We start from the raw sequence: 14031 nt of genomic DNA, 5'->3' as shown, positions 1-14031 counted from the left end.
GCAAATTCGTCTAGAATGCAGTCCCGGAGATGAGGGCCAGGATGACCAAGGTAGAGCCCCCGCGTGGTCGCTTGAGCAGCCAGGCGGCTGCGGTATCCCTCCGAATGGAGAATGTGGCGTGCCGGAGCCCGAATTGTTTGTCGAGCATTGGGCCAACGTCGATGCGGAAAGCATGGCGCGCTACGAGATCATGTTTCAATGGAGTGCCGCAGCGGATGCATTTTACGCTGCGGCCGATATCCGGGACGGTCTGATCGTCGCTGATTTCGGTTGTGGTCCTGGCCACACAGCTATCGAGTTTGCGCGCCGGGTCGGCCCAGGCGGCCATGTGCACGCACTTGATATCAATGCCGACTTCCTCGAGCGCACGCGACAAAAGGCTGTCTCGGCGAGATTTGTTGATCGCATCACGACTCATCTCATTGACAGCGAGCGCTTACCTCTCGCGAATGCCGTCCTCGATCGCATGACGGCTCGCAACACAATCATCTATGTGCGCGATCCCTCTGCGACATTCGCGGAGTTTCGACGCGTGTTGAAGCCGGATGGCATCGTCCACGTAATTGAGGGCGACTGGGCATTGACCGCCGTCGAACCCCTGGGGGAAGAGTGGAGAACGCTCGTTGCGGCCGCCAGTTGGTCGTGGCGGACACCGGATATCGGTCGCAGGCTACACGGAATTGTGCGTCGCGCCGGGTTCTCCAGAATCAGTCTCGAGATTCTGACCAAGCCTGATATGGAGGGGCGCCTGCTGGGCATGATCCGCACCGTCGCCGGCCTCGCGCGCGAGAGCGGGCGCCTCGAGCCCGCACGGATCAATGCTGCACTTGATTCAGTAGACAGGAGCCTGGTTGACGGCACCTTTCTTGCCATCACACCGCAGTTCATCGTGACTGCGCGGCTTTGAGTTCGGCAGCTTCTTTTATTGAAGCAAACGTGCGCGCCGTAATGTCGCCGCCGCTCACGCCCCGGTGCCGAGTTCGGCGATAAGCTCATGTGTCGTAGTGATAGCGTGGGCGTAGGTCGGTCCGTTGATGGCGTGCGCGGCGTGCATCGCTTCCGCATTGAAATCGGCTGTGGCGTCCGTGACTAAGGTGATATGGTAGCCGAGCTCCATCGCGAAGCGCCCGGTCGCTTCTATGCAGGTGTGGGCGATCATGCCGATAATGATGACGCGCTTAATGCCGAACTGCTTGAGTTGCTGGTCGAGGTCCGTATTGGCAAAGCCGCTCGACCCCCAGTGCTCGTGCACCACGATGTCGCCCTTCTGCGGCTGGAAATCGTCATGGAAGGTCCCGCCCCAACTCCCCTTGGCAAAGACCTGTCGTCCAGCTCCAGCGAGTTGGTAGGGCGTTGCGTGGAGCCATTCGACGTAATCGCCCGGTTCATACCGGTGATGGGGGACGAAGTAGATTCTTATTCCCCTTTTTCGCGCCGCCGCGACGAGGCCGCGCAGATGATCAAGCAGGTTCACTTCCTCGGCGATTGCCTTCACCCGCGGCCAAACCTTGCCGCCCTCGCTCAGGAAGTCGTTGTAGGGATCGACGAGCAGCAGCGCGGTCGTCGCGGGATCGTAGGTCATTCTCGTTTCCTTTCGCTTGGGGGCATGACATCGCCGGCATCAGCTCGATTGGAGACGAAATCTAGAAGTTGGTGTCGCACGTAAGTGCGTGCGATGCGCTTTTTTCACAGCGAGCGGCGAAGTTACCGCCTTATTCGAGCTTATTGTAGTGGATGAACTTGGGATAGGCCCTCTGCACAGCTCCGCGGCGTATGGTAGACCTCATCAGGAAAGACGCTGACCGCAACCGGGATGGTGACATTCTTGGGGCCAAAGAGGTTAGTCTTCTTGTCTACTGCGTCCCAACAGAGATGAGCCGCGGAAACGCCGTGTTCGTCAGCCCAGAAATGAGTGATTGTCGAGGATTTCGTCATGCGTCAGTTCCCCGGTGGCGCTCATCGTCCGGGGGAGAGCCGAGACGACCACCGCCACCGAGAGCTGAAATGATGGCAAACATTATTTTGACGCCCGGCGCAAACCAAAGTCAGAGGACTGCTCTGCTCGCCTTCCTCTTTCTCGGCGTGGTCTGGGGAAGCAATTTCATCTTCATGAAATGGGCCGCCCAACTCATATCACCGGCGCAGATCGTGCTGCTGCGTTGCGTTTTCGGATTCCTTCCGGTTCTGCTCTATGCCCTGTCCCAGCGGGCACTAAGCTGGGGGCACTTTCGCTATATCCATCACTTCATCGTCATGTCGCTTCTGGCCACAGCGATCTATTATTTTGCCTTTGCCAAAGGCACGGCACTTCTTCCTTCCAGCATTGCCGGCTTGCTGAGCGGCGCCATCCCGCTGTTCACGTTTGTTTGCACCTGGCTTTTCCTGCGCGAAGAACGTGTCACTGTCATCAAGGCGGCGGGCATTGTCCTGGGGTTCTTCGGCGTGCTGCTGATCGCCCGTCCCTGGTCCGGCTCGGGTGTGATCGACATTACCGGCGTTGTCTGCATGATTGCCGGTTCCCTGAGCGTGGGATTGTCCTTTGTCTATGCCCGCAAGTTCATCAGCCCGCTCAAGCTGCCGGTCGCAGCGTTGACCACCTACCAAATCGGCCTCGCGATCGTGATCTTGTCCACGGTCACAAGCTTTGAGGGAATTGGCGCTGTTTTTACCGATACCCGCGCCTGGATCGGCCTGGTCTTCGGCCTTGGCCTGTGCGGAACGGGACTCGCTTATCTTGCCTACTATCACATCGTCGCGAATCTCGGCGCCGTAGCCGCCTCGAGCGTGACTTATATTCCCCCCGTCGTGGCCCTGGTGATCGGTGTATTCCTGGCAGGCGAAAAGATCAGCGCTCTTGGTTATCTTGCCATGATCTTCATTCTCGCCGGTGTCGCCTTGCTGCAGATCGGTAGCCGTCCGAGGGAGGATCGAAAGTGACCCCCGTTGGCGGCCCACTCCGCTCCTAGCCGGGAACTCGCGGTTCAATTCAATGCGCACCCGCACCTGCGCCACCAACCTTGATATTCCGGGCGAAGAGCACGGCAATCGCCGCGAGCGCGAGGACGGTCCCGATCACGAAGAATGTGTCGCTGAAGGCCAGGATGAGCGCCTGGCGATGAACGATCTGGCCGATCACACCGATCGCCTTATGCTGTGCCAGCGCCGCATCCGTCACCCCATGCGCCATGAAATACTGCGTGAGATGGTCGATCCTGTCGCGCACCTCGTCGCGGAACAGCGTGACGGACTGGCCGATGATGTTCGAGTGGTACTGCTCGCGCTTGGTGAGCACCGTCGCCAGCGTCGCCGTGCCGACGGCGCCACCCAGATTGCGCAGCATGTTGGACAGGCCCGACGCGGCCCCCGCCTCGCTTGGCGCGATGCCCGTCGTCGTGATCACGCTGATCGGCGTCAAGACCAGGGCCTGGCCTATGGCGCGCACGATATTCGGCAGGAAGAACTGGTCGCCGGCGCTGTCGGGCGACAGACTAATATTCATGAAAGCGCTCGCCGCGAAGACGCTGATGCCGACGAAGGCGACATAACGCACGTCGAAGCGCTTGATCAGCAGAGGGAGGAGCGGGATGATGAGGAGCTGCGGCAAGCCGGTCCAGGCGAGGACCAGGCCGATCTGCTCGGCATTGTAGCGCTGCACCTGGCCCAGATACTGCGGCAGGATATAGACGGTGCCGAAGAGCGCCACGCCGACCAGCACGTTGACCAGAACACCGATGCCGAAATTGCGCTGCTTGAGCAGGCGCAGCTGGACCAGCGGCTTCTTGACGGTGAGCTCGATGATGATGAATGCGGTGAGGAACACCGCCGCGGTCAAAGCGAGCTTGATGATGAAGGGCGACTGGAACCAATCGTCCTTGTTGCCTTCCTCGAGCACTGTCTGTAGCGCCGAGAGCCCGATGGCCATGGTGACAATACCGGCCCAGTCGCCCTCCTTGAGCAGCGGCAGCTGCATGGGCTTCCTTTCGAGCGTGAAATAGAGCGCCACGAACATCAGGAGGCTCGGCGGCGCATTGACGAAGAAGATGCTCTGCCAGCCGTAATTTTCGGTGAGATAGCCGCCGATGGTCGGCCCGATTGCGGGGGCGAAGGTGACCGACAAGGCGAACATGGCGAGCCCGATCGGCTGCTGCGACTTGGGCAGCCTGGTCAGCACCATGGTGAAGGCCATGGGAATCAGCACGCCGCCCGCGAAGCCCTGGAGCCCGCGCAACGCGATCATCGAGCTCAGATCATGGGCGAAGGCGCAGGCGGCGGAGAACAGCGCGAAAAGAACCACATTCGTCAGCATGTAGTGCCGGAACGAAAAGACGCGGCTCAGATAATCGGTCAAGGGGATCACCACGATCTCGCCGATGAGATAGGAGGTCGAGATCCAGGCGCCGTTGTCGACGCCGGTGCCGATGCCGCCTTCGATATCAAGCAGAGAGGCGTTGGTGATCTGAATGTTGAGGATCGCCATGAAGGCGCCGATCATGCTGGCGAGAACCGCGATCCAGGTGGCCGTGCTGGCTTTCTCAGGCGAAGCCGCCGCAACGGGAGTTGAAGGTGAAGATCCCGGCCGGGCGATAGTGGTCTGGGTCGACATCGCAGCCTCCCGCCATGCCTTCTGTGCGTGACCGCCTCAGTTGATCGCGTCGGAGGATGACGAGGCGAGCCGGGTCGTCTCGCCGGTTTTCGTGTCAATGGTCGGATAGACCGACATGCCGGGCCGGAGCACGATCGATAGCGGGCTCCCCTGGTCTAGCACGATTTTCACCGGGATGCGCTGCACGACCTTGGTGAAGTTGCCGGTCGCGTTGTCCGGGGGCAGAAGCGCGAATTCCTGGCCGCTCGCCGGCGAGAGACTGTCGACATGGCCCTTGAAGACCTTTCCTGGGAAGGTGTCGACCTCGACCTCCACCGATTGTCCGGCATGGACGTCGGTGAGCTGGGTCTCCTTGTAATTGGCGATGATATAGGCGTCATGGGTCGGTACGACCGCCATGAGCTGCGTGCCGGCCTGGACATACTGACCGACGCGCAAGGTGCGGTTCCCGATCAGGCCGTCGATGGGCGCGACGAGGGTCGTGTAAGAGAGGTTCAGTTGGGCCTGGTCCTCACCCGCTTTGGCGGCGGCGAGCGACGCCTGCGCCTGGGCGACCTCGGCCCTGCTGACATCGAGCTCTTTGGTGGTATTGGCGAGCACCGCCGTGTCGCGCGCGACCGCCGCGCGGGCGGCGTCCAGGCGGGAGGCCGCCTGCTGCGCGTTCTGAACCGTACCGAAGCCCTTCTTCGCCAGCTCGGCATAACGCTCGTTTTCCTGCGTGGCGAAGGTTTGATTGGCCTGGTCGACCACGACCGTTGCCCGGGCCGCATCGATCTCGGCCTGTTTGGCGACAAGAGCCGCCTGCTTATTGGCGATATTGGCTTCGGCCGACGCGACCTGGGCCTGGGCCTGCTCAAGGGCAACCTTGAAGTCGCGGTCATCGATGCGGGCCAGGATCTCCCCGGCTTTCACCGGCTGGTTGTCATTGACGAGCACGGCCGCGATATAGCCCGATACTCTGGGCGCGATCGTCGTGCTGTCGGCCTTGACATAGGCATCATCCGTGGAAACCAGGAAGCGGCCAACCGTCCAGTAGTCCCATCCATAATCGGCGGCGCCTGTGAGGGCGGCGACGGCGACGCCGGCGAAGAGTGCCACGCGCAGCCAGCGCTTGAGGCCCGCTTTCGGCATAGTCGCCGGTTCCACTGGAAGGGGAAGGTGAGCTTCCTCCGGCATCATGATGCCGGGTACCGCTTCGGCGGCCGGAACGGTCTTTTCCACCGTAAAAGCTGCTTCATGCTTGCTCATGGGACCGAACCTTTCCTGCACTGCGAGGGCCGAAATTCCGGCTTGCTCTTTTTAGGAAAACTGATATTTTCCCAAATAATCCGCGCGAAGCCAGTTGTCAAGAGAATTTGGAAAACGATTATGGTCCTTAATACGAAAGTTGCAAAACGCCCCCGTGGACGCCCGCAAACCCGGCCCGATGAGGAGACGCGGGAACTGATCCTCCAGGCGGCCCGCCAGGAATTTCATGCTAGCGGCTATGCCGGCGCCAGCATGGGCCGCGTGGCCGAGCGCGCCGGCGTCTCGACCAAAACCATGTACCGCCTGATCCCGACCAAGGCCGAATTATTCCAGAACGTCATCTCGGAGCGCATTTCCCGATTTATCCTGGAGATGGACGAGAAACATCTCGACGGACTGCCCGTGGATGAGGCGCTCGAGCATATCCTGATCACCTATGGCACCTTGACCTTCGACCCGGACACAGTCTCGAGCCTCCGCCTCGTCCTGGCCGAATGCGATCGCTTTCCCGAGATTGCCGCCGCCTTCAACGAGCTTGCGCTGCGTCGCACCACCCAATCCATGGAGGGATGGCTCATGCGACAACGCGACCGCGGCGAAATCGCGATCGATGATACCGCAACCGCCGTCGGCATGCTGAGGGGCATGATGATCATGGAGCCGCAGCGCGCCATCATGCTGGGCCTGCGCGCGCCGCCCGATCACGCCGAGATCGTCAAGCGGGCACGCACCTGCGCACGCCTCTTCCTGGACGGATGCCGGCCACAACAGTGATAGGCTAACCCTCGCGCAGTGGCTTGAAGGCAGTGCGAAGCTCCGAGGTCAGGAGCTCCGGCTGCTCCCAGGCGGCGAAGTGGCCGCCCTTGGGAAGCCTGTTGTAATGGATGAGCTTGGGATAGGCCCGCTCGGCCCAGCTCCGCGGCGCCTCGTAGAGCTCGTCGGGAAAAACACTCACCGCGACGGGAATGGTGACATTCTTCGGTGCAAAGAAGGCGAGCTTGCTTTCCCAATAGAGACGCGCGGCCGAGATCGAGGTGTTCGTCAGCCAATAGAGCGTGGCGTTGTCGAGAATGTCATCTCGTGTGAGGCCTTCCGGATGTCCATCGAAAACGCGCGCGATCAGCTGATAGCTCTTTTCGTCGTGATCGATCATCCACGCGGCCATGCCAACGGGTGAATCGACAATCCCGTAAAGCGTCTGGGGTCGGTTGCTCATCTCGATCGCATAGCCCAGGCCGTGCTTGTAGAAGGTGTTGAGCTCGTCATAGGCCTTTTGTTCGTCGGCCGAGAGGCCGGACGGTGGCGGGCCGCCGACAGTGAGGGCCTTCGCCACATCGTCTGGAACAGTGGCCGGCATATTGACATGAATGCCGAGCAGTCCCGGCGGGGTCAGTAAAGCCATCTGCTCCGTCACGGCGTCACCCCAGTCGCCGCCTTGCGCGACATAGTGTGTGTAGCCGAGGCGCTCCATCAAGACGACCCAGGCGCGGGCGATGCGCTGGGGATCCCAGCCGGTCGTTTCCGGCTTGGCCGAGTAGCCATGACCCGGCAGCGACGGAATGACCACATCGAACGCATCCGCCGCAGTTCCGCCATGGGCCGTCGGATCGGTCAGCGGTTCGATGATCTTGAGCTGCTCGAGGATCGAGCCCGGCCATCCATGCGTGATGATGACCGGCAGCGCATTCTCTTGCTTCGACCGCACGTGAATGAAATGGATGTCGAGCCCGTCGATCTCGGTTTCGAACTGCGGAAGCGCCTTCAGCCGCGCCTCGATCTTGCGCCAATCATAATCCGTTGCCCAATACTGCGCGAGCTTCCGGATTGTCGCCAGCTGCACGCCTTGCGATGAATCCTTGACCGTTTCCCCTTCGGGCCACTTGGTCGCATCTAAACGCCGGCGCAGGTCGGCAAGCTGATCATCCGGTACACTGATCGTGAAGGGACGGATGGCATCGCTTCCGGTCGCGGCCTGGAGGGTTCCAGGAAGCATGCCGACAGCGCCTGCGGCAACCGCGGCGGCAAGGAGTTCACGACGTGTAGGCGATGGCGAGTTCATTGACATGACATCCTCCTATGTTCTCGGAACTGGCCGGATACGGTAACATTGCACGACGGTCTCTGCGATACCGGTCGCGCGACCTAATCCTCAAAGCGACTGGTGACGTCACGATCGCGATCGTATCGTCTCTTGATCGGAAATGGCGGCAACCAGGATTCGCGACGGATGATCCAGCTTTCATAGGTTGGCATAAGTTGGTCAGGGGCATCCAGGGAGCCCAAGTTCACTTCGATTTCGTCGGCGGTGCGTGCGAAAACGGGGGAGCCGCAGCGGGGACAAAAAAACCGCCCGGCATAGTCGCGTGTTTCGCCATCGATCGTCACCGCGTCCTGAGGGAATATCGCGGAAGCGTGAAACAGTGCCCCGTGATGCTTGCGGCAGTCGAGACAGTGACATAGGCCGACCCGGTATGGGAGTCCCGACGCTGCAAATCGGACGTTGCCGCACAGGCAACCGCCAGTAAATCGGTCCATGCTGCGCCTCCTCTAGAGCCCCAGACGCTTACATTAATTCGGTCCGGCGCCCCAACTCTTTGATTTGCGCATCAGATTATCCGCAAATCGCTTGGCACTTTTCGGCCCGACGCTCCAGAGACTTCGATCAATGTCTCGCGGCTGCGAGGGCCGCGGGCTCATGCCCGCAACCTCGCCAGAACCTTCTCCACCATTTCGATAGCTTTCTGTCGAGACTTCCCGGAAAGCTTGTCCAGTTCCACCTCAATTCGTATTCCCTCGCGACGGTGCTGAATTGTCCGATTTTCATCGACAGCAGCAAAGTCCACGCTTCGGACACTATAGGTTCGCACCGGATCGGCGAAACCCTTGGCATTGATGGGGCGCAATTCCTCGGCGATGACTTCTTCCTTCACCAGAGAATAGGTTTCATGACTAATAAGAATGCCGCCCAATTCGGCGTGGGATTGGAGACGCGACGCTAAATTCACCTCATTTCCGATGATGGTGTAGTCCATTCTGGTTTCACTGCCGAAATTGCCGACCGTACAGAAGCCGGTGTTTATGCCAATCCTCAATTGAAACGGTTTCTCCAGACCGACATCAAGCCACTCGGCGCGAAGCTCGATCATTCGACGTTGCATTGCGATCGCCATCTGGACGCAAGCGAGCGCGTCTTCCTTGACGCCTTTCGTCTCGGGGTCGCCAAAGAAGGCCAGAATGGCATCGCCCACATACTTGTCTATTGTTGCTCCGTGGGAGAGTGCGATAGCGGACATTTCGGTCAAGTAACGGTTCAACAGACCAGTCAGCTCTTCGGATTCAAGCGCGTCTGTCGTTGCCGTGAAATCCGCGATGTCTGAGAAAAAGACGGTAAGCTTCTTCCGTTTCGAGGAGATTTCGACATTCTGCCGGCCGGTGAAGATTGATGTGTAAACTTGCGGCGACAGATATTTCGAAAGTTTGGTCGATAGCGATTGCAGCACCTTGTTTTGCTCGCCCACAAGACTGCTCGCTTCCTCGGCGCGCTGTTTCGAATGCTGACTCGCCGCGTAGAGCCGGGCGTTGTCGAGGGAGATCGATGCAAGCTGCGCAAACCGGCTCAGAAGCTCCACCTCCTCCTGCCCAAACTGAAGGTCGGACGAAGAATCGTACGCCATTCCGAGCACTCCGATGGTGTCACCGCCCGAGGTCAACGGCACCCCCATGCAAGAACGGATCGTCAAGCCGAGCGCCGCGGCGGCCGCCGGACGTCCCTCCCATCTGTCATAGTCATTGATAACGAGCGCCTGGCCGGACGCCCAGACGCGGCCGGCAACACCTTCATTGCGATCGAGCTTCTGGCCGATCGAGTCGGCATAGACGCCTACACCTACGCGTCGTTCAAGGCGGGTTCCTGCTTCATCGGCAAGATACACAAATCCGTTTCGAGTACCGAGCAGCTTTCCGGCGCGCGACACGAGATCCGCCAGCAGTTCCGTCACATCCAGACGACTGACCAATCCGAGGCCCGTGTCATGCAAGGCGCCGAGATACTCGCTTTGCCGCCGGAATCGTTTGGCCAACCCTTCCTGCTCCCGGCGCCGCCGTTCCAGATTCGTCACGCTATCCGACAGTTGCACCGTCATGCTGTTGAACGTCTCCGCCAGATGTCCGATCTCATCCTCGGATTCGACATCGGCGCGGGCGGAAAGGTCGCCGGCTCCGATGCGTTCAGCTACGCTCGTCAACCGGCGTATAGGGCCGGCAATATTGTTACGGAAAACATAAGCCAACGCCATTCCAAGCAGGACCGCCGTGACACCACCGACAAGTATAGTCCTTTGGGAGAACAGCAACTGTCCACGGCCGGCATCGAGATCGCTCTGAAGCAGACGCTGCTCCTCGTCGGCGATTTTCGTGAGAAGCGCCAACATATTCTCCGCCAGCGGCACCGCCTGGGCGCGGAACAGATAGAGATCCTCCTGAGCATGCTCGCCCTCGACCGCAGCAAACATCTGGGGCGGGAGGAGCAGGAATTTCTCGCGACTCCGCTTCAGACTGGCCAGCAGGGTCTGCTGCGAGGTATCAAGCTGTTGTTGTTGGCGCAGAAGATTGGCCCAGGCCGCATCGTTGATCGAAATGTTCGATTGATACTCGAACTTGAATGGATCGCGCTTCGTCGTCACATAGCCGCGGAGGCCAGCAACCATGGCATAGAAGGAACTTTGGAAGGCAGCAAGGTCAGCCAGAAGCGAGGTGTTAGCGGCCGTGGGCTCGCGCCGCCGCTGAGCATTCATCATGCTATTGGTCGTCGCGACGGTCGCCGCTATGAGCGGCGTGCCCTGGACCACCAGAATTTTCAACGCCGGCTCCCTGCGCAGCTGATCGTCGCGCAACGCGAACAGCTGATCGGGCAGATTCTGCCATTTGGCGACACTGGCTTTGAGCTCCGCCACGCTCTCGAGAACGGTGGGCGAGATCAAGCTGGCATTGCTCAACCTGTTGGCCTGAATGATCTGGTCGAGCTCCGCGAGATCCGCCTCAAACGCGATCCTGGCGACTCTGTAACCCTCACGGTAGGTCTGATCCCCGAGCGCCAGATAGCCTCGCACCTCGCCCAGCATGCGCAGCAGATTCGCCTGGGCCTGCGCGGAGGCCAGGGCGCTCGGCGCGCGCAGGTCAGTCGTGAGGTTGATATGGTTCACCGCCCTGAGACTGCCGATATAGTTCAGTCCGGTCACCAGGAGCGTAAGCAAGACCAGAAGGCCAAATCCGACCGTCAGTTTTCGGCCGATATTCAGGTGGCGCAGAAAGCCGCCTCCCGTATCGTTGTCCGTCCGGCGCATATCCGAAGCAACGCTCTGCCGGCTCTCGCCCGGCGCCGATTGCGACGCGGAGCTGTCCGAGCCGTCAAGCCGCGCGTCGCTGGGGGGAGGTTGGGAGGCAGTCATCGCAGAATGCTTGTGTCATTGCCTTCGGTGCCAGTTGGCGATGTTCCAGGTCTCTGAATCCCAGGGCGTCGGATCATAGCCCTCCAGGTCATTCGAAATGCCTGAGGTGTCCGCCCAATGCACCAAAGGGATGACGGCCGCGTCGGCGTAGAGCATGTCATTCATTTCAATGAACATGAGCTGGCGCCTTTCGGGATCGATCTCGCCTATCGTCCGTTCGTAGAGGGCGTCGTAGTCTGGATTGCAGTATCTGCTGTTGTTTGCTCCCGACCAGCCGTTCTGTTCCTGCGCCGCCTCGCCACATATCCACCCCGCCATATACGCGCCGGGATCCGGTGTCTTGTTCCCATAGGCGTATTCTTCGAGATCTGCATAGAAGTGCCGCCTGGTATTCGTGCTCGTATTCTGCGAGCCAAGATAGATGCTCGCTTCTATGATCTTCTTCTCGACGTGAACTCCAATGGATTCCAGCGCCGCCTGAACGATGTCCTGAGTCGCCTGCCGGACCGGGTTGATTGACGTCTGGTATAAGAGACTCAGCTCGACACCGTCCTTATCGCGAACGCCATTTCCGTCGCTGTCGATCCACCCCGCCTTGTCGAGGAGATCCGCCGCCTTCTTGAGATCAAATGAAAAGCTGGTATTCCTGGAAATGAACTTGGAGGGCGCCATAAGGATGTTGCTCGTTGGCCGACCGGTGCGGCCATAGAGTGCGGCGATCTTTTCTCTATCAATCGCGTAGGTCAGCGCCTCGCGAACCTTCCTGTCGCCGAGGATCGGATGTGGAAACTTTATGCTTGATCGTTCACCTGTTTCAGTTGCCTTGTTGGGGTCGGTAAAGTTGAACGCGATGCGCTCGACATAGGAGCCAAAGAGCGGCATTACTTTTCCGGTTCCGCCGGATTCGAGTTGGGTCAACGTCTTGTCGTCGACCTGGAGATTCCAACCATAGTCGACGGCACCTTCCTTGAGAACGGCGCGCGCGCTCAGTGTGGCATCGCCGCCGCCCTGAAGAATGATCTGCTTGAACGCCAGCTTTTCCTTGTCGCGGTAGAATTCATTGGGCTCAAAGATGATCTTGACGGTGTTTACGACGTCTTCACCGATCAGGAGAACGTCCTCGGTCCGAAACTCCGTCATACGATAGGGACCGGTGCCGACCGGCTGCAAGTTGACGGGGGCATCCGCAGCGCCCGAATTGTTATAGGGCGAGAATATGTGCTCCGGGATGATCATCCCCTTGACGCCGACAAACGGGAGCGCCCAGGTCGGGTTCGCGTTTTTGAACGTCACCTTGACCGTATAGTCATCAAGCGCCTCGACACGCTCGACCAATCGGTAGCTTTCGCGTGTGTCCGCCTTCACTTCCGGGTTGCTCAGATATTGAAAGGTGAAGACCACATCTTTCGAGGTGAAGGGGGCGCCATCAGACCATTTCACACCTTGCTTGAGCTTCCAGGTGACCGACTTACCGTCGGGCGTAACTCCACCATTCTCAAGCGAGGGGATATCCGCTGCCAGAAAAGGAACGAGATTGCCCTCGCGATCAAAACTGGCCAGCGGTTCATAGACGATCCGGCTCGCCGTCTGGTCCTTCACCCCATCGGCGAAATGCGGATTGAGGGAGGTTGGAGCTTGCCAAAGCAATAGGCGCAGAATTCCCTTATCCGGCGCGCCCGCGCCGGCCGGTTCATTTCCGGACGCGGTCAGAAAGGAGAGTGCGACTAGACACAAGAGACCAATGAGTTTGCGCATGCTACCTCCCAATTCGCAATGCGCCCCCATTCATTTTTGATAAAGGTGCCACTTTCGAGGTCGAAAGACAATCGGGCCCCGGCGAATCGCCAGGCTGGACCTCGATACCGTTCCACCAGCTCGGCAGCGGTCGCCGCAGCCCGTTCTCGATCCAGAGGAATTGACCGCAGATTGTTGCCGCCTCGTCGCTGACGATATGCGCGATGAGATCGGCGGCCTTGTCGGGGTCATCGCCGATGGTGACCAAACTGCCGCGTGCCTTGTCGAGATCTGATGAAACTGTCGGGGGCGGGCATCGCCATCTCAGGCTTCGCGTGGACGGCGCTCCCTGCCCGCGCGCAGGAAAAGAAGCGCATCGCCATCGCGCATCCGGATCGCGCCGCCGATTATTATCGGGGCTTCCGCAGTAGCCGCCGGCATGCTGATGGTCGAGATCGCCAAGGTCATCCGGGCCAGAGGCGTACCGCTACTCGTCGTGTTGCTCGGCGCATCGGCGTCGGCACGCCTGGTCGCCCACGTGCCCGGCTTCACGCAGATCCGACCGGGCATCTATGCCTTCAACGATGTAGGACAGATCGCGCTCGGCAATGCGACGCTGGAGACGACGGTCATTCGCGTGATGGCGACGGTCGTCAGCCATCCGGAGCGGGGCGCGCCAGCATCGACGCCGGCTCGAAATCGCTCAGCACCGATCTCGATCCGGCTATGGCGCGCCGCGACGCCTATCCGGGGATGGGCCTCATCGTCAACGGGCCCGGCTGGGTGATCGAACGCATGTCGGAGGAGCACGGCTGGCTGCGCTGGCATGGCGCCGGCGAGCCAACAGCCTTGCCGGTGGGAATGCGGCTCGAGATCTTCCCCAACCATGTGTGCATGGTCTTTGCCATGTTGCGCCGCGCCAGCATTATGCGCGATGGTATGGTGGTCGAGCGTTGGGATGGATTCGGTCCGGGCGCGTCCGAGTGACCTATAGCGGAG

The 14031-nt window shown here is 60.1% G+C and carries 12 protein-coding genes; 4 read left to right on the top strand and 8 right to left on the bottom strand.

From position 1 onward, the window contains the following. The first annotated feature begins 118 nt into the window (after positions 1-118). Entirely contained in the window at positions 119-907 is a 789-nt protein-coding gene (locus tag G5V57_RS17580) for a methyltransferase domain-containing protein (protein ID WP_165168888.1), read from the top strand. Between the two features lie 54 nt (positions 908-961). On the opposite strand, the gene G5V57_RS17575 is transcribed toward G5V57_RS17580, so the two are convergent. Continuing rightward, entirely contained in the window at positions 962-1582 is a 621-nt protein-coding gene (locus G5V57_RS17575; protein WP_165168887.1) for an isochorismatase family cysteine hydrolase, read from the bottom strand. Positions 1583-2004: 422 nt separating this feature from the next. On the opposite strand from G5V57_RS17575, the gene G5V57_RS17570 reads away from it, so the two are divergent. Further along, positions 2005-2937 carry a DMT family transporter gene (locus tag G5V57_RS17570; protein WP_206530061.1) on the top strand — a complete coding sequence of 311 codons (933 nt, stop codon included), beginning with the start codon at positions 2005-2007 and terminating at the stop codon, positions 2935-2937. 49 nt (positions 2938-2986) lie between these two features. Here G5V57_RS17570 and G5V57_RS17565 read toward each other — a convergent pair whose 3' ends face one another. Both G5V57_RS17565 and G5V57_RS17560 read right to left on the bottom strand, forming a co-directional pair. Beyond that, positions 2987-4603 carry a DHA2 family efflux MFS transporter permease subunit gene (locus G5V57_RS17565; protein ID WP_165168886.1) on the bottom strand — a complete coding sequence of 539 codons (1617 nt, stop codon included), beginning with the start codon at positions 4601-4603 and terminating at the stop codon, positions 2987-2989. 36 nt (positions 4604-4639) lie between these two features. Further along, complete coding sequence (locus G5V57_RS17560; RefSeq protein ID WP_165168885.1) at positions 4640-5851, bottom strand: HlyD family secretion protein; 1212 nt, start codon at positions 5849-5851, stop codon at positions 4640-4642. Between the two features lie 120 nt (positions 5852-5971). Here G5V57_RS17560 and G5V57_RS17555 point away from each other — a divergent pair, with 120 nt between their 5' ends. Continuing rightward, positions 5972-6625, top strand: coding sequence for a TetR/AcrR family transcriptional regulator (locus G5V57_RS17555; protein WP_165168884.1), 654 nt, complete (start codon positions 5972-5974; stop codon positions 6623-6625). A 4-nt stretch (positions 6626-6629) separates the two neighbouring features. On the opposite strand, the gene G5V57_RS17550 is transcribed toward G5V57_RS17555, so the two are convergent. The 5 genes from G5V57_RS17550 to G5V57_RS17530 all read right to left on the bottom strand — a co-directional run bounded on the left by G5V57_RS17550 (position 6630) and on the right by G5V57_RS17530 (position 13300). Then, positions 6630-7910, bottom strand: a complete 1281-nt coding sequence (locus G5V57_RS17550; protein ID WP_165174163.1) for an epoxide hydrolase family protein — start codon at positions 7908-7910, stop codon at positions 6630-6632. Positions 7911-7993: 83 nt separating this feature from the next. Next, on the bottom strand, positions 7994-8386 hold the full coding sequence (locus tag G5V57_RS17545) for a GFA family protein (protein WP_165168883.1): 393 nt from the start codon (positions 8384-8386) through the stop codon (positions 7994-7996). 158 nt (positions 8387-8544) lie between these two features. Next, entirely contained in the window at positions 8545-11298 is a 2754-nt protein-coding gene (locus tag G5V57_RS17540; RefSeq protein ID WP_246737271.1) for an adenylate/guanylate cyclase domain-containing protein, read from the bottom strand. 15 nt (positions 11299-11313) lie between these two features. Continuing rightward, positions 11314-13053, bottom strand: a complete 1740-nt coding sequence (locus G5V57_RS17535; protein ID WP_165168882.1) for a peptide ABC transporter substrate-binding protein — start codon at positions 13051-13053, stop codon at positions 11314-11316. A gap of 1 nt (position 13054) precedes the next feature. Then, positions 13055-13300, bottom strand: a complete 246-nt coding sequence (locus G5V57_RS17530; protein ID WP_165168881.1) for a hypothetical protein — start codon at positions 13298-13300, stop codon at positions 13055-13057. A 26-nt stretch (positions 13301-13326) separates the two neighbouring features. On the opposite strand from G5V57_RS17530, the gene G5V57_RS17525 reads away from it, so the two are divergent. Next, entirely contained in the window at positions 13327-14019 is a 693-nt protein-coding gene (locus tag G5V57_RS17525; protein WP_165168880.1) for a hypothetical protein, read from the top strand. Positions 14020-14031 lie beyond the last annotated feature (12 nt).

The organism is Nordella sp. HKS 07, from assembly GCF_011046735.1.
In the GTDB taxonomy this organism is placed as follows: domain Bacteria; phylum Pseudomonadota; class Alphaproteobacteria; order Rhizobiales; family Aestuariivirgaceae; genus Taklimakanibacter.
Note: the sequence above shows the minus strand (reverse complement) of the source record. Positions and strands in the feature narration are given on the sequence as shown.